Here is a 19,303-nt window from a genome sequence, read left to right as displayed (position 1 = left end):
TTGCCAATCCACCACGACACCGACACCAAGAGAAGAAAGGATGATTTCGATGAATTTCCGCTTTCATTCGCACGAGCCCAAGCCTTATTCTTTCTTTTTAGAATATACGGAACCGTTCGCGAAAGAACGCTTAGCTGAACAACTATTCGAACAAATCTCCGCAGTCCAAGAAAAACGACCAATCGTACTCGTCTGCATTGGTTCTGATCGTTCGACGGGCGACTCACTCGGTCCACTTGTCGGAACATTCCTTGAAAAACAAGCACCTGCTCATCTCCACGTTTACGGTACACTCGCTAAACCCGTCCATGCACTGAATCTCGCTGAAACGATTCACTCGATCCAAACGACCCATTACCGTCCACTTGTCATCGCAATTGATGCGTGTCTTGGTCGGCTTTCAAGCGTTGGGCATGTCTTTTTCTCGGAAGGACCACTCGCACCCGGTGCTGGCGTCCAAAAAGAATTGCCAGCGGTCGGTGACTTCAACATTAAGGCCGTCGTTAACGTCAGTGGATTCATGGAGATGATGATTCTCCAAAATACACGGTTACATCTCGTTTATGAACTAGCAGAACTCGTCGCGAACAGTTTCCATATGCTCGATGCGAAACTATCCGCTGAATCGACACGGACGACGATTTCTTTCACGCCACGTTCTATGTAATCAAAAAGAAGCGAACCGTTACCGGAACGCTTCTTTTTCATTGATCCGATTCAGGTAATAACAAATCGAGCAACCGATTGAGGTCGTCTTCATCTGCAAAATCAATCTCGAGTTTCCCCGCCTGTTTGCCTTGTTTGATTCGTACCGTCGCCCCGTATTTTTCGCGAAGCGACTCTTCGACGAATTGGACAGCGGTCGCTTGTTGCGGACGGACGGCTTCCTTTCGCTCCCGAAGTGCCTGCTCCAACCGACGGACGTTCCAGTTTTCCGCCATGACGCGTTCTGCCATCTGCTCGATCTTCTTTGGATGCTTCAGCGACAATAGGGCACGGGCATGTCCCATCGATAGCCGCTCATCCATGACGGCTTGTTGAACGAGTAGTGGCAATTGTAGTAACCGAAGACTGTTCGTGATGTGCGATCGACTTTTGCCAACACGCTGCGCAAGCTCTGCTTGCGTGATGCCGAATTCCTCGATCATCTCCGCATACGCCATCGCCTCTTCAATCGCGGATAAATCCGCCCGTTGGATGTTTTCGATCAAAGCGAGCTCCATCACGCGTGTCTCGTCTGCTTCGATCACGAGGACCGGTACACGTTCGAATCCTGCGCGACTTGCTGCTTGATACCGTCGTTCGCCGGCGATGATTTCATAATAGCCATCACGTGGTCGGACGACGATCGGTTGGATCATCCCGTGTCGAACGAGCGATTGGGCTAACTCTTCTAATGCTTTTTCATTGAATCGTTTCCGGGGTTGAGTCGGATTCGGGCGAATCGCCCGAACAGGTAATTCGTTCACTTGCCTTCTCTCCTAAACGTAGCGGAAGGCACGACCGCTTATTCCGGACGTGCCTTCACGATGCGAATCCGCACCTCTACATATTCTTCACAATCGACTTCTTCTTTTTCAATCGTCAATCCGGTTTGCTCGATCATATCGACGGAATCGCGAAGGGTATTTAACGCAATCCGTGTATCGCGAGCAAAGCTCTTATGACGTTTTTTCTTCGGTGGCTGTGGTGTCATCAATCGTTCCACCCGGCGCTCCGTCTCCTTGACGTTCCATTCCCGTTCCAGGATTTCAGCGAGTACCGTTACTTGTAGCGCTTCATCCTTGAGCGGCAATAACGCACGGGCATGACGCTCCGTGATCGTCCGTTTCTTCAATGCTTCCCGGACATCCGTTGGCAATCGAAGCAAACGCAATTTGTTAGCAATCGTCGATTGACTACGTCCGAGCTTACGGGCTAACACCTCTTGCGTGATCTCTTGTAACGCAAGCAAGCGCTCATAGGCTTCCGCTTCTTCGATTGGTGTCAAATCTTCGCGTTGCAGATTTTCAATCAATGCCAGTGAAGCAGTCGTCTCGTCCGTCATCTCTTTGACGATGGCAGGAATCGTTTCCCAACCAAGCGAGCGCACTGCCCGGTATCGTCGTTCTCCCGCAATGATTTCGTATCCTGTTCCTTGTTTTCGAACAACGATCGGCTGGAGTAATCCATGCTCTTCGATCGTAACGGCTAGCTCTTCAATTCGGTCCCCATCAAACACTGTCCGTGGTTGGAACTGGTTCGCGACAAGTTCTGTCAATGGTAATTCCTGAACCGTCTCTTGTGGGTCAAGCTCGATCGTAGCAGGTTGCCCTCCCTTACCGAGCAGCTTGGCAATTGCATTTCTCACGTTGGCGCACCTCACCTTTATCAGTCATCGTTTCACGTGAAACGGTGTTTAGCTTAATGGATCTTTTGCAGGCGTACCCGCTTTACGCGGATATTTCCCGGGTGTTGTTCGTTTTTTATCTACAATAACGATATTACGCTCACTTTCCTCGCCTGGCAATTGGAACTGGAAACTTTCCCGTAAATTCCCACCGAGTACTTTTAAGGCAATCGCACCATCCTCGAGCTCTTCACTGACTTTCGCTGCCTTCAAGGCAACGAATTGACCCCCGACTTTCGCAAGCGGTAGGCAATATTCCGCGAGAACGGACATCCGGGCGACCGCACGTGCTGTCACGACATCAAACCGTTCGCGGAATTGTTTATTTTTACCGAACTCTTCGGCGCGTCCATGATGGAACGCGACACCTTCGAGTCCGAGTTCCGTCGCCAAATGATTCAGGAAGCCGATTCGTTTGTTCAGTGAATCGACGATCGTCACTTGGAGATGTGGGAACATGATCTTGATCGGCAGACTTGGGAAACCAGCGCCCGCTCCGACATCACAAACCGTCGTGACCGTCGTGAAATCGAAATAGAATGCTGCTGTGATCGAATCATAGAAGTGCTTGAGATAGACATCTTCTTCGTCCGTGATCGCCGTCAGGTTCATCTTTTCATTCCACTCGACGAGCAGTTCATAATACCGTTTGAATTGATGCAACTGATGTTCTGAGACCTCAAGTCCCTGTGCTGCCAATGCTGTTACGAATTGCTGTTGGTTCATCTCGTTCACTCCGCAGTCAATGCGTATTGGCCTTGTTCGATATAGACAAGCAAAATCGAGATATCAGACGGGTTAACCCCTGAGATCCGGGATGCTTGTCCGATCGAGAGCGGACGCACTTGGTTTAGTTTTTGTTTCGCTTCAATCGCTAATCCACTGATCGCATCGTAATCGAGACGATCCGGAATTCGTTTTTGCTCCATCCGCATCATTTTTTCGACTTGATCGAGTTGTTTATCGATGTAGCCGGCATATTTAACTTGGATTTCGACTTGTTCTGCTGCTTCTGCAGACAGTGGTGTTTCCGGTGGTGTCATCTGCGCGATCATTGCATACGTGATTTCCGGGCGTTTCAGCAACGTGATCGCATGCAGCGCTTCCTTGAGTGGTGATGCACCAATTGCTTCTAGCTGTGCATTCACGTCCGGTGTCGCTTTGATGACGACCTTCTCAAGACGTTTCATCTCAAGACGGATTTGCTCTTGTTTATCGAGTAACTTCGCTTGGCGTTCTTCCGAGATCAATCCGAGTTCATGTCCGATTTCCGATAGACGAAGATCCGCATTATCATGACGGAGCAACAACCGATACTCGGCACGTGACGTCAAGAGGCGGTACGGTTCGTTCGTACCTTTCGTAACGAGATCATCGATCATGACACCGATATAGCCTTGTGAACGTGACAAGATAAGTGGTTCTTTGCCTTGGACTTGTAGTCCGGCATTGATCCCTGCCATGATCCCTTGTCCTGCCGCTTCCTCATAACCACTTGTTCCGTTGATTTGACCCGCTGTGAATAAACCAGGAACACGTTTTGTCTCGAGCGTTGGCCATAGTTGTGTTGGAACAACGGCATCGTACTCAATCGCATAACCAGGACGCATCATTTCTGAATTCTCAAGCCCAGGAATCGAGCGGAGAATATCGTGTTGAACGTCTTCCGGTAAACTTGTCGATAATCCTTGCACGTAGACTTCTTCCGTATCGCGACCTTCTGGCTCAAGGAAGATTTGGTGACGCGGTTTATCGTTGAACCGGACGACCTTATCTTCGATCGATGGGCAATAACGTGGACCTGTTCCTTTGATCATCCCAGAGAACATTGGTGAGCGGTGCAGGTTCGCATCGATCAACTGATGCGTATACTCCGTCGTATACGTCAACCAGCATGGGATCTGTTCCGTGATCATCTGAGTCGTTTCATGACTAAATGGAAGTGCTACTTCGTCGCCTGGTTGAATCTCCGTCTTCGAGTAATCGATCGTTTTCCCGTCGATTCGCGGTGGTGTACCTGTCTTGAAACGTGCGAGCTCAAATCCGAGTTCTTCAAGATGTTTCGATAGATTGATCGATGGCATCTGATTGTTCGGACCACTCTCGTACGACAATTCACCGATGATGATTTTTCCGCGCATGAACGTTCCTGTCGTGATGATGACCGCTTTCGCCCGGTACTCCGCCCCTGTATTCGTGACGACACCGACGCAACGTCCTTCGTCGTTAATCAATAACCGTTCGACGAGCGCTTGACGTAAGAGCAGATTCGGCTCATCCTCGAGCGCTTTTTTCATTCGGTTTTGGTATTCGAATTTATCCGCCTGTGCCCGTAGTGCTCGCACGGCAGGACCTTTTGATGTGTTTAACATTTTCATTTGAATATACGTTGCATCGATCGCGCGTGCCATTTCGCCACCGAGCGCATCGATTTCCCGGACGACGATTCCTTTTGCAGGACCACCGATCGACGGGTTGCAATACATGAATCCGACCATATCGGGATTCATTGTCAACATGACCGTTTTCGAGCCCATTCGTGCCGCAGCAAGAGAGGCTTCGATGCCGGCATGTCCGGCTCCGACGACGATGACGTCGAATTCACCTGCTTGATAAGCCATAGTACTGGTTCCTCCTTCTTATTCCACACGCAGTCGTCTCGAATTATTTCCCGAGACAGAACTGCGAAAACAACTGATCCAATAAACTATCCTGTGCTGTATCACCATTGATTTCGCCAAGCGTATCCCACGCTCGTCGTAAATCGATCTGTACCATGTCGATTGGCATCGCTGCTTCTGCTGCACCGAGAGCATCTTCAATCATTTGACTCGCTCGTTTGATGAGCTGGATGTGACGCGCATTTGAGACGTACGTCATATCCTGACTTTCGACACCCTGTTCAAAGAACAGACTCGCAATCGCTGCTTCGAGATCGTTGACGCCTGCTTCTTCGAGCAAGGATGTCGTGACGATTGGTCGACCATCAGCAAGCTCCGTGACACGCGCTAAGTCAATCTGTTGCGCCAAGTCACTCTTGTTGACGATGATGATCGCGTTCATTCCTTTGATTGCTTCAAACAGCAAGACGTCCTCATCCGTCAGAACATCATTCCCGTTTAGGACGAGTAAGATTAAATCGGCCGTCTTCAAAGCCTGACGCGACTTTTCAACACCCATCCGTTCGACGATATCTTCCGTCTCGCGAATCCCTGCCGTATCAATCAACTTCAACGGTACACCGCGAACATTGACGTACTCCTCGATCGTATCGCGTGTCGTTCCCGCGATATCCGTGACGATGGCCTTTGCTTCTTGCACCAATGTGTTGAGCAAAGACGACTTTCCGACGTTTGGTCGACCGATGATCGCTGTGGATAACCCTTCGCGCAAGATTTTTCCTTGGCGTGCCGTTGTTAATAACTCTGCTAAAATCGCGCGGACAGCACCAGCATCACGTTCGACGATCTGTTGCGTCATCTCTTCTGCATCGTATTCCGGGTAATCGATGTTGACTTCGATCGCAGCAATCGTCTGTAACAATTGTTGACGTAAGTCTTGGACGAGTTTTGAGAGACGTCCTTCAATCTGACTGACGGCGACATGCATCGCTCGGTCCGTCTTCGCCCGGATCAGATCCATGACGGCTTCCGCTTGTGATAAATCGATGCGTCCGTTCAAGAACGCACGTTTCGTAAATTCACCAGGTTCCGCCAGCCGGACTTCCGGTTGGGCGAGGATGAGTTCGAGGACACGATTGACCGCGACGACTCCTCCATGACAATTCAATTCGATGACATCTTCACGTGTAAACGTCTTTGGTGCGCGCATGACACTCACCATTACTTCATCGACGACACGGTCCGCCTCATGGTCGACCAATTTCCCGTAATGAATCGTATGGGTTGGTACTTCCGTCAAGCGGTTGCTCCCTTTGTAAACACGGTCGGCTACAGCGACTGCATCAGGACCTGATAAGCGCACGATCGCAATCGCCCCTTCTCCCATCGGCGTCGAAATCGCGGCAATCGTATCAAATTCCATCATCCGTTCTTCCACCTCGTTTTTCTTCTGTCTTTTTATGAGTATTTAATCCTTAATCGTTGCAATGGGTATAACGAAACAACTATACACGAAATGACGCAAAAGAAAAAGAGCGACACTCTGTCAAAACAAAGCGTCGCTCTTCACGTATTAGCGTTTCTTTTTCGATTTTTTAGGAGCCGGAGCTGCTTGTGCTGCTTCTTTTTCACGTTTAGCAGCCATTGTCGCTTCCGTCTGCAACTTAATCTTTTCACGCATTGGTTTCATGATGACGATCGTGACGATGATCGAGAAGATGTAACCGACGACCCAGTAAAGCGAAAGGGCAGATGGGAGTGTAACACCCATGATGAAGATCATGATTGGGAAGACGTAAAGCATGATTTTCATTTGTGGGTTGTCTTCTTGACCTGCCATCGAGATCTTTTGTTGCAGATATGTTAGTACCGCAGACATGATCGGCAAGATGAAGAATGGATCCGGTTTCCCAAGGTCGAACCAGAGGAACGTGTGTTGGAAAATAGCTGGTGTATAAATGATGGCATTGTAGAACGCGATCAAAATCGGCATTTGGATCAAGATCGGTAAACAGCCTGCAAGTGGATTGACGTTGTGCTCTTGATAGAGCTTCATCATTTCCTGTTGCAATTTCTGTTGTGTCTCTTGGTCTTTTGAGCTGTATTTCTCACGAAGCTTCATCATTTCTGGTTGAATGACTTGCATTCCACCCATACTCTTCGTTTGTTTAATCATCAATGGAAGGATGACAAGACGAACGAGAAGTGTCGTAATGATGATTCCGATACCGTAATCACCGCTAAAGAACTGTGAAATCTCACGAATCAACCACGCCATCGGCCAAACGAAGTAATGTTTCCAAAAACCTTCTGTGTCTGCTGTGATCGGTTCACCAGTACCATACGAACTAGGTGTACAGCCGGATAATACGATCGCGAGCACGGACATGAGTCCGAGAGTTAACCAAATCTTAGTTCTCTTGTTCATAATTCCTCCTAGAAATTGTTTACGCTTTGTCGAACGCCATCTTCTTCTATAGTAAGGCAAGGAAAGGGAGCGCCGTACAAATCAACAGGATGCATTGCTACGATTCATTTTTTTGATCGCATCCAGACACCGGAACGTTTGAGCACGTGACGGAGACTGTCAGCCACTTCTTGCGCGGTCATCTTCGCGGCCGGATTGCGCGCGATGATCACCAAATCATAATTCGGGGCAATCGAGGCTTCATGCTGCTGGCATGCTTCCCGAAGATACCGTTTTACCTGATTCCGGACGACGGCATTCCCGATTTTCTTACTGACGGATAAACCAACCCGAAAGTGAGTCTGTTGCTCCTTTTTCAAGGCATACACGACAAATTGCCGATTTGCGACAGAGGCTCCTTTAGTAAACACCGCTTGGAACTCCTTGTCTTTCTTGACGCGGTATTCCTTCTTCACCTTATTCACACTCCATCCTGACACTACGAAAATTCGTCGTCTCTCATCATATCATAGAATAAACATGCGACGCGATAGGGCGCATGTGACAAAAGCACGAACACACGAAAAAACATAAAAAAAAATCACCTCGGATCATGCCCGAAGTGATGGATGCATCAATGCATTAGACAGTCAAGGCTTTGCGGCCCTTAAGACGGCGAGCAGCCAAGATACGGCGGCCACTCTTCGTAGCCATACGCGCACGGAATCCGTGAACTTTTTTACGCTTACGGTTGTTTGGGTTGAAAGTTGGTTTCATTCGTCTGCACCTCCTTTAAAAGATCTTTATAACCAATTGTTATTTTCTACTTTAAGGCAGTCTTGTACATTATATAAACTGATTGTGGCATTGTCAATGAAAGTTCAGAAGATTTCTTGTCCTGCTTAAGGGATTTCTGGTTCGAAAACAGGCGATAGGATTCGACTGCGCAAACTCTATTACGCGATAGAATACATATCGATCATGGAGGGGATGTTTGTAGACTTATCCACCTATCCACAGACTTATCCACATTATCCACACTTTCCGTGGATAACTCTTCACTTTGTCTACAATAGTATTTTTTAAAATCGACGTCAATCCTCGATTTTGGATTTCCTTTTTCCACTTCTTTTGTATTTTGTGAATAACTCTTTTTCAACGCTTCCTCTTTTAAAAAGTTATCCACCTCTTATCCACAATTTATCCACACTATCCACAGCTTGTGGGTAACTACCTGTGGACGGTTTAATTTACTTGTGGATAAATCATTCCAACCATTGCCAGGGCTCATTTCTTTTGATACACTAATTGTGCATAACATGATCCTGATTGTTCAGGACAAAACAAGTTATACACACCCTGTGGATAACTTTATACACAGATTCAACTGCCTGTGGATAACGTTATCCACAGTTTTTACGTTATGGGGATAAGTCGAGTTTCTTCATTAACTTTGTCTGTGTATAAGCCTGTGTACAAAAATTTTCTATCTTGATAAAAAAAGGGGGGTATTTATGAAAAACGCTGCCGAACTTTGGCATAATGTCTTATCTGTGATCGAGGAAGAGGAACGAACACCGAAAGCTAGTTATGATATGTGGTTGAAATCCACAGAAGGCGTCACGCTAAATGGAACGACACTACTCGTTTCAGCACCAGCTGCATTTACGGTGACATGGCTCGAGCGCCAGTACTTATCTTTACTCGAAGACACAGTTGAGGAAGTAACAGGAAGCCGACTCGATATTCAGTTCATTGAAGAGGGACAAGCGAAGAAAATGCTCGATCGACAAGAAGAGGAACGTGTTGAGGCAACACCGACTCCGAAATCGCGTCCATCGAACATGCGGAGACCAACAGAGGAATTGACGATGAGTGAACTCGGACAATTAAATGAGAAGTATACGTTCGATACATTCGTCATCGGATCGGGGAACCGTTTTGCGCATGCCGCTTCACTTGCTGTTGCGGAAGCGCCTGCTAAAGCATACAATCCGCTTTTCATCTATGGTGGCGTTGGTCTTGGCAAAACCCATCTGATGCATGCCATCGGACAGTACGTTCAAGATCAAAATCTCGGGACACGGATTGCCTATGTCTCTTCTGAACGCTTTACGAATGACTTCATTAACTCCATCCGCGATAATAAAACGGTTGAGTTTCGAAATAAATACCGTAACATCGATGTCCTCTTAATTGATGACATCCAGTTCCTTGCGGGCAAAGAACAGACGCAAGAAGAGTTTTTCCACACGTTCAATGCCCTGCATAACGACCAAAAACAAATCATCATCTCGAGCGATCGACCACCAAAAGAGATTCCAACGCTTGAAGATCGGCTTCGTTCTCGTTTTGAATGGGGATTGATCACAGACATCACGCCACCGGATCTCGAGACACGGATTGCGATTTTACGGAAAAAGGCGAATGCGGAGCAGCTTGACGTCTCAAACGAAGTCATGCTCTACATCGCGAGTCAGATTGATACGAACATTCGGGAGCTCGAAGGGGCGTTGACGCGTGTCATTGCCTATGCGAATCTCGTCGGGCGACCAATCGATCCAAATGTCGCTGCAGAAGCCTTGCATAACATCATGCCGGTCGCTGAACCGCGTAAAGTCACGATTCGTGACATCCAGGAGTCGGTCAGTAAACATTTCAACTTACCGTTTGATGATCTGAAGGCGAAGAAACGAACGAAATCGATTGCCTTCCCACGTCAAATCGCGATGTATCTTTCGCGTGAGATGACAGAAAGCTCTTTACCGAAAATCGGAGAAGAATTCGGGGGACGCGACCATACGACCGTCATTCATGCCCATGAAAAAATCAGTATGTTGATCAAATCGGACGGGGAAACAGGCAAAGTCATTGAACAAATCAAACATGAATTAAAGCATTCGTAAAACTGTGGATAAACATGTGGATAAAGTAGGGTAGTTATCCACAACTTATCCACACCGTTTTTGGCTTTATATCAAGTTATCCACCGACTTATCCACACTATCCACAGCCCCTAAGACTATTATTAAAAAAATATATTATTATGTTATGATGGGCGCATGCCCATTATTTTCGAGAGGAGTCTAACGACGATATGCATATCACCATTCAACGCGAAGCTTTAATTCAAGCAGTACAAGATGTAGCCAAGGCGGTCTCATCCCGCACGACGATTCCGATTCTGACAGGGATCAAACTCGAAGCTCATGGAGATGGCATGACGCTGACAGGAAGCGATACAGAAATCTCGATTGAACGGACGATCTATGCAGAAGAGAATGGAACATCTTATGTCACGGTTCACCGTGCTGGTAGTGTCGTCTTGAATGCCCGCTTCTTCGGCGATATCGTCAAAAAGATGCCAAAAGACGAAGTCACACTCGAAGTCTCACCGAACTTCATGACACGGATCCAGTCAGGAACAGCGGAATTCCATTTGAACGGTCTTGATCCAGATGAGTTCCCACGCCTTCCACAAGTCGATGGGGGACAACGTTTCCGTTTACCGGCTGATCTCTTACGTTCGATGATTCGTCAAACAAGCTTCGCTGTCGCCGTTCAAGAAACACGTCCTGTTCTGACAGGTGTGAACTTCTCAGCTGATAAAGGTATCTTGACGTGTGTCTCAACGGATAGTCACCGTCTAGCCCTTCGTCGTGCTCAGTTCGAGACAGATACGGACATCTCGTTCCAGAACGTCATCGTTCCAGGGAAGAGCTTAAATGAATTATCGAAGTTGCTTGGGGATGGTCATGTGGATATCACGATCACGAACCAACAAATCTTGTTCAAGATGAAGCACGTCCTCTTCTTCTCGCGTCTACTCGACGGAAACTATCCGGATACATCACGCTTGATTCCAGAAGAGTACCGGACAGCTGTCCGCATGAACGCGAAAGAATTGCTCCAAGCGATCGATCGCGCGTCACTGCTTGCACGTGAAGACCGTAACAACGTCATCAAGTTCGCAGCTGAAGGAACGACAGCGGTCGAGATCTCTTCACATTCACCAGAAGTCGGGAAAGTCTCGGAGCAAGTCAGCATCCTGTCGCTTGAAGGAGAAGAGCTGAAAATCTCGTTCAACTCGAAGTACATGATGGATGCCTTGAAGGCGCTTGACGCGACAGATATCGAAATCCAGTTCACGGGTTCGATTCGTCCATTCATCTTGCACCCAGTCGATCAAGATAACGTCCTGCAACTGATTCTTCCAGTCCGGACGGCGTAAGTATAAACACGAAATACGTGATAAGACGGGTTCGATCGTTTCGACATCGGACCCGTCTTTTTCGTATACCGTATATACGTTCGGGGATTTTGCTAAATCGCTCAATGTTTAGTACAATAAAGAGTACGTCATTTATAATATGTAGGTAGGAGGAGTCAATCCATGCAAGAAATCAGAATTACAACGGAATACGTCACATTAGGGCAGTTCCTGAAGCTATCGGATATCATCTCAAGCGGAGGACAAGCCAAACCGTTTTTAGCAGAGGTACCGATTCTAGTCAACGGCGAGGTCGATCAGCGACGTGGTCGTAAATTACGGGATGGAGACATCATTGATGTAGAAGACTACGGTCAGTTCATCATCAAGAACGAGGGCAACTAACGTGCGGCTGGATTCAGTCCGACTCAGTCATTATCGCAACTATGACGCACTCGAACTGTCATTCTCCGAAAAAACGAATGTCCTGATTGGTGAAAATGCACAAGGGAAGACGAACTTACTGGAAGCGATCTATGTTCTTGCTCTCGCGAAGTCGCACCGGACGACGCATGACAAGGAACTGATCGGTTGGGACCAAGAAACAGCGCGCGTCGAAGGACGTGTCGTCAAGCGGACCGGCTCCCATGTCCAAGAGATCGTCATCTCGGGTCGCGGGAAAAAAGCAAAGCTGAATCATCTAGAGCAACGACGCTTGAGTGATTATGTCGGGGCACTGAACATCGTTTTATTCGCCCCGGAAGATTTGCATATCGTCAAAGGCAGTCCACAAGTCCGCCGGCGATTTCTCGATATGGAGATCGGTCAAGTCAGTCCGGTCTATCTGCATGAATTGAGCCAGTACCTGAAAGTGTTGAAGCAGCGGAACGCATTGCTGAAACAACTGTCCATGAAGGGAGGAGACGAGACCTTCCTTGATATCTTGACGGAGCAAATGATTACGCTAGCCGTTAAAATCGTTCAGCGCCGGCATCATTTCATGGCCCAGCTCGAAAAATGGGCACGACCGATTCATGACGGAATCAGTCGTGGACAGGAAGAACTCGCGCTCATCTATCGTTCGGACACATTCGGCGACGAATTACTCGATGTCGAAGGAATGACTGCGTCCTACACGCGGAAGTTTGGTAAAATAAAAGAAAATGAAATCCGAAGAGGAGTTACGTTGTTTGGACCACATCGCGATGACTTCGAGATGGAAGTCAATGGACGAAACGTCCAAACGTATGGTTCACAAGGACAACAACGGACAGCAGCTCTCTCGTTAAAGCTTGCGGAGATCGAATTGATTCATGAGGAAGTAGGGGAATATCCACTTCTTCTGCTCGACGATGTCTTATCCGAACTTGATGATCATCGTCAAACACATTTGCTCGATACGATGCAACAAAAGGTCCAGACGATCCTGACGACGACAAGCGTCGACGGGATTGCGCATGAAACGATCAACCAAGCGAAGTTGTTCCACGTGAAACAAGGGACGGTCGATTTGGAAGAGACATCATATAAAGAAACAGTAGGTGAGAAAACCGATGAGTAATCATGAAGATATGGAATTGGAACAAGGGTACGGTGCCGATCAGATTCAAGTACTTGAAGGATTAGAAGCAGTTCGTAAACGTCCAGGGATGTATATCGGCTCGACGGCATCAAAGGGTCTCCATCACCTCGTATGGGAGATCGTCGATAACTCGATTGATGAGGCGCTCGCAGGATACTGTGACACGATCAAGGTGACGATCGAACCAGGGAACTCGATCTTAGTCGAGGATAATGGACGCGGTATTCCAGTCGACATTCAAGAGAAGATGGGTCGTCCTGCCGTTGAGGTCATCCTGACAGTCCTCCACGCCGGTGGTAAGTTCGGCGGCGGCGGATATAAAGTATCGGGTGGACTACACGGTGTTGGGGCTTCGGTTGTTAACGCCCTGTCGACGAAACTTGAAGTATTCGTCAAACGGAACGAGAAGCTGTATTACCAAGCGTATCATCGCGGTGTACCAGCGCAAGATCTCGAAGTAATCGGAACATCAGAAGAGACAGGAACGACGATTCGTTTCTTCCCAGACGGTGAGATTTTCCAAGAGACGCTCGAGTATGACTATGATTTGCTAGCGACACGCCTGCGGGAACTTGCTTTCTTGAACAAAGGCTTGAAGATCATCATCACGGACGATCGTGCGGATGAGCCGATGACGCGTAGCTTCCACTACGAAGGTGGAATCAAGTCCTACGTCGAGCACTTGAACCGTTCAAAAGAAGTCGTTCATGCGGAACCTGTCTATGTACACGGTACAAAGGATGGCATCGAAGTCGAAGTCGCGCTTCAGTACAACGATGGATTTGCGTCAAACATCTACTCGTTCACGAACAACATTCCGACGCATGAGGGTGGTACGCATGAGACGGGCTTTAAGACAGCTCTGACACGCGTCATCAATGACTATGCGAAGAAGTTCGGTTTGATGAAGGATGCGGACGGTACGTTATCCGGTGAGGACGTGCGTGAAGGAATGACCGCGATCGTTTCCGTCAAACACCCGAACCCACAGTTCGAAGGTCAGACGAAAACGAAACTCGGGAACTCCGACGCGCGTACGGTTACGGATTCACTCTTCTCTGGTGCATTTGAGCAGTTCATGCTCGAAAACCCGACGAACGCACGCGCAATCGTCGAAAAAGGGATGATGGCGTCGCGAGCCCGCATGGCAGCGAAACGCGCCCGTGAACTGACACGCCGTAAAGGTGTTCTCGAAGTGAGCTCACTACCGGGTAAACTGGCTGACTGTTCATCACGTGATGCGTCGATTTCCGAATTGTACATCGTTGAGGGTGACTCGGCGGGTGGTTCTGCGAAATCCGGACGCGATCGTCATTTCCAAGCGATCTTACCGATTCGCGGTAAAATCTTGAACGTTGAGAAAGCACGTCTCGATAAGATTCTCGGAAGCAATGAGATTCGGACGATCATCACGGCACTCGGAACAAGTATCGGTTCTGAGTTCAATATCGAAAAAGCACGCTATCACAAAGTCATCATCATGACCGATGCCGATGTCGATGGTGCCCACATTCGGACACTCTTGTTGACGTTCTTCTACCGTTACATGCGTCCGCTTGTCGAGCATGGGTATGTCTATATCGCTCAGCCACCGTTATACGGGATCAAACAAGGGAAGAACATCACGTACGTGCATAACGAACGTGAATTGACAGAGGCGCTTGCAGCGCTTCCTGAAAACGCACGGTACGACATTCAGCGCTACAAAGGTCTTGGGGAGATGGATCCAGAGCAACTTTGGGAAACTACGATGGATCCAAGTGGTCGTCAAATGTTGCGTGTCGAGCTTCAAGATGCAATCGAAGCAGATGAAGTCTTTGATATCTTGATGGGAGATCAAGTCGAACCACGACGCGACTTCATTCAATCACACGCACATTACGTCAAGAACCTGGATATTTAACGCTGAACAGAGAGGGTGGCCAGAAGCATGTCCGAACAAAATCACGGAATCATCAAGGATATTAATATCAGTCAAGAGATGCGTACGTCCTTCATGGACTACGCGATGAGCGTCATCGTCGCACGTGCTCTTCCGGACGTACGGGACGGCTTAAAACCCGGACACCGCCGGATTCTCTATGCGATGAACGACCTCGGTATTCGTGCCGATAAACCACATAAAAAGTCTGCCCGTATCGTCGGGGAAGTCATCGGTAAGTATCACCCGCACGGGGATTCTGCCGTCTATGACACGATGGTCCGCATGGCGCAAGACTTCAGCTACCGTTACGAACTCGTCGATGGACACGGAAACTTCGGGTCTGTCGATGGGGACTCGGCGGCTGCAATGCGATATACGGAAGCTCGTATGTCAAAAATCGCGATGGAGATCGTTCGCGATATCAACAAAAACACAGTCGATTTCAAAGATAACTACGATGGTTCGGAACGCGAACCGGAAGTCTTACCGTCACGCTTCCCGAACTTACTCGTCAACGGTTCGAGCGGGATCGCGGTCGGGATGGCAACGAACATTCCACCACATCAGCTTGGCGAAGTCATCGATGGTGTCTTAGCATTGTCTCACGATCCAGAAATCACGATCCAAGAACTGATGCAGCACATTCCGGGACCTGATTTCCCGACAGCTGGTGAAATTCTTGGTCGTAGCGGGATTCGTCGCGCTTATGAGACAGGACGTGGCTCAATCATCGTCCGCGCGAAAGCTGAAATCGAACAGACGAAAAAAGACCGGGAACGGATCATCGTGACGGAGCTGCCTTATCAGGTCAATAAAGCCCGCCTCGTTGAAAAGATTGCCGACCTCGTTCGCGAGAAAAAGATCGAAGGTATCACCGATTTACGAGATGAGTCAGATCGCCGCGGTATGCGCATCGTCATGGAAATCCGTCGTGACGCAAATGCGAGCGTCATCTTAAACAACTTGTATAAGCAGACGTCGATGCAAACGACGTTTGGTGTCAATATGCTAGCGATCGTCGGAGGACGTCCGAAAACATTGACGCTCAAGGAAATGCTTTATCATTACCTCGAGCATCAAAAAGAAATCGTGCGTCGTCGGACACAGTTCGATCTCGAAAAAGCAGAAGCACGTGAACACTTACTCGCTGGTCTACGGATTGCACTCGATCATTTGGATGAAGTCATTCAAATCATCCGCGGGAACCGGACAGCGGACGCAGCACGTGAACAGTTGATGGAGCGTTTTGCGTTATCCGAGAAACAATCACAAGCGATTCTTGATATGCGCTTGCAACGCCTGACAGGTCTTGAGCGGGAGAAAATTGAAGCAGAGTATGACGAAATCATGCAATTGATCGCGGAACTGAACCGCATCCTTGCGAGTGAGGAAGTCTTGCTTGATTTGATCCGGACAGAACTTGAGGAGTTGAAAGAACGTTTCAACGACGAACGTCGGACGGAAATCCGCATGGACCACATCGAATTCGAAGACGAAGATTTGATTCCGGAACAGGATATCATCATCACGTTGACAAGCAGTGGCTACATCAAACGGATGACGACGGATTCGTACCGGACACAACGCCGCGGTGGACGTGGGGTTCAGGGAATCGGAACGAACGACGAGGATTACGTCACGCGTCTCTTGTCTTGTTCGACGCATGATACGATTCTATTCTTTACGAACCGTGGGAAAGTCTACCGGATTCGTGGATATGAAGTACCGGAGATGAGTCGGACATCAAAAGGTGTACCAATCATCAACCTCATCCAAATCGAACGCGACGAAAAGGTCGAGACGATGATTCCAGTCAACTTCAAACGTTATCTCGAGGAGCAACAAGCAACTGAAGCACCTGTCGAGGTGATTGAAGGAGAGATTGAAGAGACGGAAGAAACGCTCGAAACGGAAGAAGTCGTTCAAGATGAGCAAAAATCATTGATCTTCATGACACGTAAAGGACGCGTTAAACGTTCACCGTTGTCTGCGTACGCACGGATCAACAAAAACGGTTTGATCGCGATTCGATTGTTTGAAGACGATGAGTTGACATCGGTTCGTCTCGCATCGACGGACGATGAAGTCTTTGCTGTATCAACAAGCGGGAAAGCGATTCGTTTCCCAATCACGAATGTCCGCTCGATGGGACGTGGTGCTCGTGGGGTCAAAGCGATGACGTTACGCCCAGACGATTTCGTCGTCGGGATGGAACTTGCACGCGATGCACAAGATGTTCTTGTCATTACGGAAAAAGGATTCGGTAAACGAACACCGATGACCGAGTTCCGTAGCCAGTCTCGTGGTGGTAAAGGATTGATCGCGAGTAAGGTGACGGATCGCGTCGGTCAAATCGTTGCCATGCGAATCGTTGATGTTGATGATGACATCATGATTATGACAGAGAGTGGTATCGTCATTCGGACAGACTCGCAATACATTTCACGTGTCGGCCGGAATACCCAAGGGGTGAAGGTCATTCGAATCGAAGAGGGTGACCGTGTTGCGACGGTTGCCAAACTGAAACGCGAAGAGACTGATGAAATGGAAGAAGACACGAATCTTGTGTCAGAAGAGAATGAGATCGTGTCGGATGCTTCAGAAGAAGCGGAAGAATAAGCAAGACGTCAGCAAGAAAGCAGCAGAGTGATATACTACTCTGCTGCTTTTATCTACATATATAGAAAGAAGAGAAAGGAACGAAGCGATATGCGAGTGGCAAGTGACCAATTACGCATCGGGGATCGTTTGACTGAATCCATCTATTTACATACGGATCATCCGATCGTAGAAGCAGGGAAAAAAATAGGAAGCGATGAGTTACGACGAATCCAGCGTTTTTTAATTAAGGAAGTCGTCATTGAAGATCGACCTGATTTCAGTAAAGATGAACAAGTGCAGACTGAAACAGTTGAAGCCCATGTGGAACATCCATTTGAAGAATTTATTCGCTTTTACAATAAAGTCTTCATGTCATGGGAACAAGGAATGAAGCCGAATGTATACGAAGCATTGAGTTGGGTCAAACAGTCCGTTCCAGAACGGATTACGAGACAAGATGTCTTACCATTCTTCCTAGAGCGGGGAACGGAAGCTTATACAGTGCGACATGCCATTTATCGAGGAGCAATTGCGCAAATGCTGGCGGAAGCAGTCGGAAAAGAACGGAAAATGATTCATGAGTTGTGGACCGCATCCTATTTTGCAGACTATGGACTAGCGCGAATCATGGAATGGCGTCACACGAAACGATATGAAGCGATGCAACAAGAAATTTTTCAACGTCACCCGGCTATGGCGTATCAAGCCTTGCAAAAGGAGACGATCATCTCTGATACAGTAAATCGTTTAATTGTTCAACATCATGAACGTTTAGATGGAACAGGTTACCCTTTAAAGGTAAAAGGAGATAAGATCGCAGATCACACACGGTTATTCATCGTAGCGGATGTCTTTGCTGCAATGACGAGTTGGCGTCCGTATCGGGAAGCTTATACGCCGTTTGATGCCTATCGTCATTTGAAAGCAAGACCGATGCAATATTGCTCAAAGTATGTATTGTTGCTCGGACAATTACTTCTACCAATAGAAGTCGGTGATCGCGTGCTGATGAGTAACGGAAAGATTGCAACCATCACGCGAAAGAATCCAGTCTTTGATCGACCTGTCATTTCTTATGAAGAACAAGGACGGATGACGATCATTGATTTAATGGAAGAACGACAACATAGTATTATTCAGTTGATGGATTAATAGGGAATAAACAGCCTCTTGAGCCGGAATCGCAAGGTTCAAGAGGCTTGTTCATGATTTTAAAAACAATTTTAAAATAAGTGTTGCACAATAATAAAACGCATGATATATTATTACATGTCCTTAACAACGACAAGCGCTTGAAACAAACGAGAAAAACAATTTCAAAAAAGTTGTTGACTTCTTGTTTCAGACTTGGTATTCTAATTGAGTCGCCAAAACAGGCGCGGACGAACTTTGAAAACTGAACGATGAGGCAAAAATCGTATTCTACGGAATACAAAAATGAATGAAGCGCAAGCTTCGTCAATCGTGACTTCGGTCACACAACGAGCAAGTCAAACACTTCATGGAGAGTTTGATCCTGGCTCAGGACGAACGCTGGCGGCGTGCCTAATACATGCAAGTCGAGCGCAG

General features: G+C 47.8%; 16 protein-coding genes and 1 rRNA gene. 9 read left to right on the top strand and 8 right to left on the bottom strand.

Going from position 1 to position 19,303, the window contains the following annotated elements; all coding sequences use genetic code 11:
• Window positions 1-49: 49 nt before the first annotated feature.
• On the top strand, window positions 50-667 hold the full coding sequence (gene yyaC / locus KNQ18_RS13185) for a spore protease YyaC (RefSeq protein WP_034786343.1): 618 nt from the start codon (window positions 50-52) through the stop codon (window positions 665-667).
• 37 nt (window positions 668-704) lie between these two features.
• Here yyaC and KNQ18_RS17440 read toward each other — a convergent pair whose 3' ends face one another.
• From KNQ18_RS17440 to rpmH, 8 genes are all read right to left on the bottom strand, one after another.
• Window positions 705-1,469: a ParB/RepB/Spo0J family partition protein gene (locus tag KNQ18_RS17440; protein ID WP_023469856.1), complete on the bottom strand. Its 765-nt coding sequence runs from the start codon at window positions 1,467-1,469 to the stop codon at window positions 705-707.
• Window positions 1,470-1,507: 38 nt separating this feature from the next.
• The gene (gene noc / locus KNQ18_RS13175) at window positions 1,508-2,350 is read right to left on the bottom strand and encodes a nucleoid occlusion protein (protein WP_149428089.1); all 843 of its coding nucleotides are present in this window, start codon (window positions 2,348-2,350) and stop codon (window positions 1,508-1,510) included.
• Window positions 2,351-2,398: 48 nt separating this feature from the next.
• A complete protein-coding gene (gene rsmG, locus KNQ18_RS13170) occupies window positions 2,399-3,115 on the bottom strand; it encodes a 16S rRNA (guanine(527)-N(7))-methyltransferase RsmG (RefSeq protein WP_023469858.1) in 717 nt (238 codons plus the stop codon).
• Between the two features lie 5 nt (window positions 3,116-3,120).
• Entirely contained in the window at window positions 3,121-5,010 is a 1,890-nt protein-coding gene (gene mnmG, locus KNQ18_RS13165) for a tRNA uridine-5-carboxymethylaminomethyl(34) synthesis enzyme MnmG (RefSeq protein ID WP_149428090.1), read from the bottom strand.
• A 43-nt stretch (window positions 5,011-5,053) separates the two neighbouring features.
• Window positions 5,054-6,436 carry a tRNA uridine-5-carboxymethylaminomethyl(34) synthesis GTPase MnmE gene (mnmE, locus tag KNQ18_RS13160; protein ID WP_023469860.1) on the bottom strand — a complete coding sequence of 461 codons (1,383 nt, stop codon included), beginning with the start codon at window positions 6,434-6,436 and terminating at the stop codon, window positions 5,054-5,056.
• 147 nt (window positions 6,437-6,583) lie between these two features.
• Window positions 6,584-7,438: a membrane protein insertase YidC gene (yidC, locus tag KNQ18_RS13155; RefSeq protein ID WP_023469861.1), complete on the bottom strand. Its 855-nt coding sequence runs from the start codon at window positions 7,436-7,438 to the stop codon at window positions 6,584-6,586.
• 104 nt (window positions 7,439-7,542) lie between these two features.
• A complete protein-coding gene (gene rnpA / locus KNQ18_RS13150) occupies window positions 7,543-7,893 on the bottom strand; it encodes a ribonuclease P protein component (protein ID WP_023469862.1) in 351 nt (116 codons plus the stop codon).
• A 166-nt stretch (window positions 7,894-8,059) separates the two neighbouring features.
• Window positions 8,060-8,194, bottom strand: a complete 135-nt coding sequence (rpmH, locus tag KNQ18_RS13145; RefSeq protein ID WP_012371910.1) for a 50S ribosomal protein L34 — start codon at window positions 8,192-8,194, stop codon at window positions 8,060-8,062.
• 737 nt (window positions 8,195-8,931) lie between these two features.
• On the opposite strand from rpmH, the gene dnaA reads away from it, so the two are divergent.
• The 8 genes from dnaA to KNQ18_RS13105 all read left to right on the top strand — a co-directional run.
• Window positions 8,932-10,323 carry a chromosomal replication initiator protein DnaA gene (dnaA, locus tag KNQ18_RS13140; RefSeq protein WP_023469863.1) on the top strand — a complete coding sequence of 464 codons (1,392 nt, stop codon included), beginning with the start codon at window positions 8,932-8,934 and terminating at the stop codon, window positions 10,321-10,323.
• Window positions 10,324-10,514: 191 nt separating this feature from the next.
• Window positions 10,515-11,648, top strand: coding sequence for a DNA polymerase III subunit beta (gene dnaN / locus KNQ18_RS13135; RefSeq protein WP_023469864.1), 1,134 nt, complete (start codon window positions 10,515-10,517; stop codon window positions 11,646-11,648).
• Window positions 11,649-11,810: 162 nt separating this feature from the next.
• Window positions 11,811-12,032, top strand: a complete 222-nt coding sequence (yaaA, locus tag KNQ18_RS13130; RefSeq protein WP_023469865.1) for a S4 domain-containing protein YaaA — start codon at window positions 11,811-11,813, stop codon at window positions 12,030-12,032.
• A gap of 1 nt (window position 12,033) precedes the next feature.
• A complete protein-coding gene (gene recF / locus KNQ18_RS13125; RefSeq protein ID WP_023469866.1) occupies window positions 12,034-13,188 on the top strand; it encodes a DNA replication/repair protein RecF in 1,155 nt (384 codons plus the stop codon).
• 10 nt (window positions 13,189-13,198) lie between these two features.
• A complete protein-coding gene (gyrB, locus tag KNQ18_RS13120) occupies window positions 13,199-15,112 on the top strand; it encodes a DNA topoisomerase (ATP-hydrolyzing) subunit B (protein ID WP_200864062.1) in 1,914 nt (637 codons plus the stop codon).
• Between the two features lie 27 nt (window positions 15,113-15,139).
• Window positions 15,140-17,752, top strand: a complete 2,613-nt coding sequence (gene gyrA / locus KNQ18_RS13115) for a DNA gyrase subunit A (RefSeq protein ID WP_064300777.1) — start codon at window positions 15,140-15,142, stop codon at window positions 17,750-17,752.
• Window positions 17,753-17,842: 90 nt separating this feature from the next.
• Complete coding sequence (locus KNQ18_RS13110) at window positions 17,843-18,886, top strand: HD-GYP domain-containing protein (RefSeq protein WP_050678883.1); 1,044 nt, start codon at window positions 17,843-17,845, stop codon at window positions 18,884-18,886.
• A 346-nt stretch (window positions 18,887-19,232) separates the two neighbouring features.
• Window positions 19,233-19,303 (top strand): 16S ribosomal RNA (locus tag KNQ18_RS13105); the annotation flags it as partial.

The sequence above is a fragment of the Exiguobacterium sp. s78 genome (assembly GCF_018618985.1).
GTDB classification, from domain to species: Bacteria; Bacillota; Bacilli; order Exiguobacteriales; family Exiguobacteriaceae; genus Exiguobacterium_A; species Exiguobacterium_A abrahamii.
The sequence above is the reverse complement of the archived record's forward strand: the minus strand, read 5'-3'. Positions and strand labels throughout refer to the sequence as shown.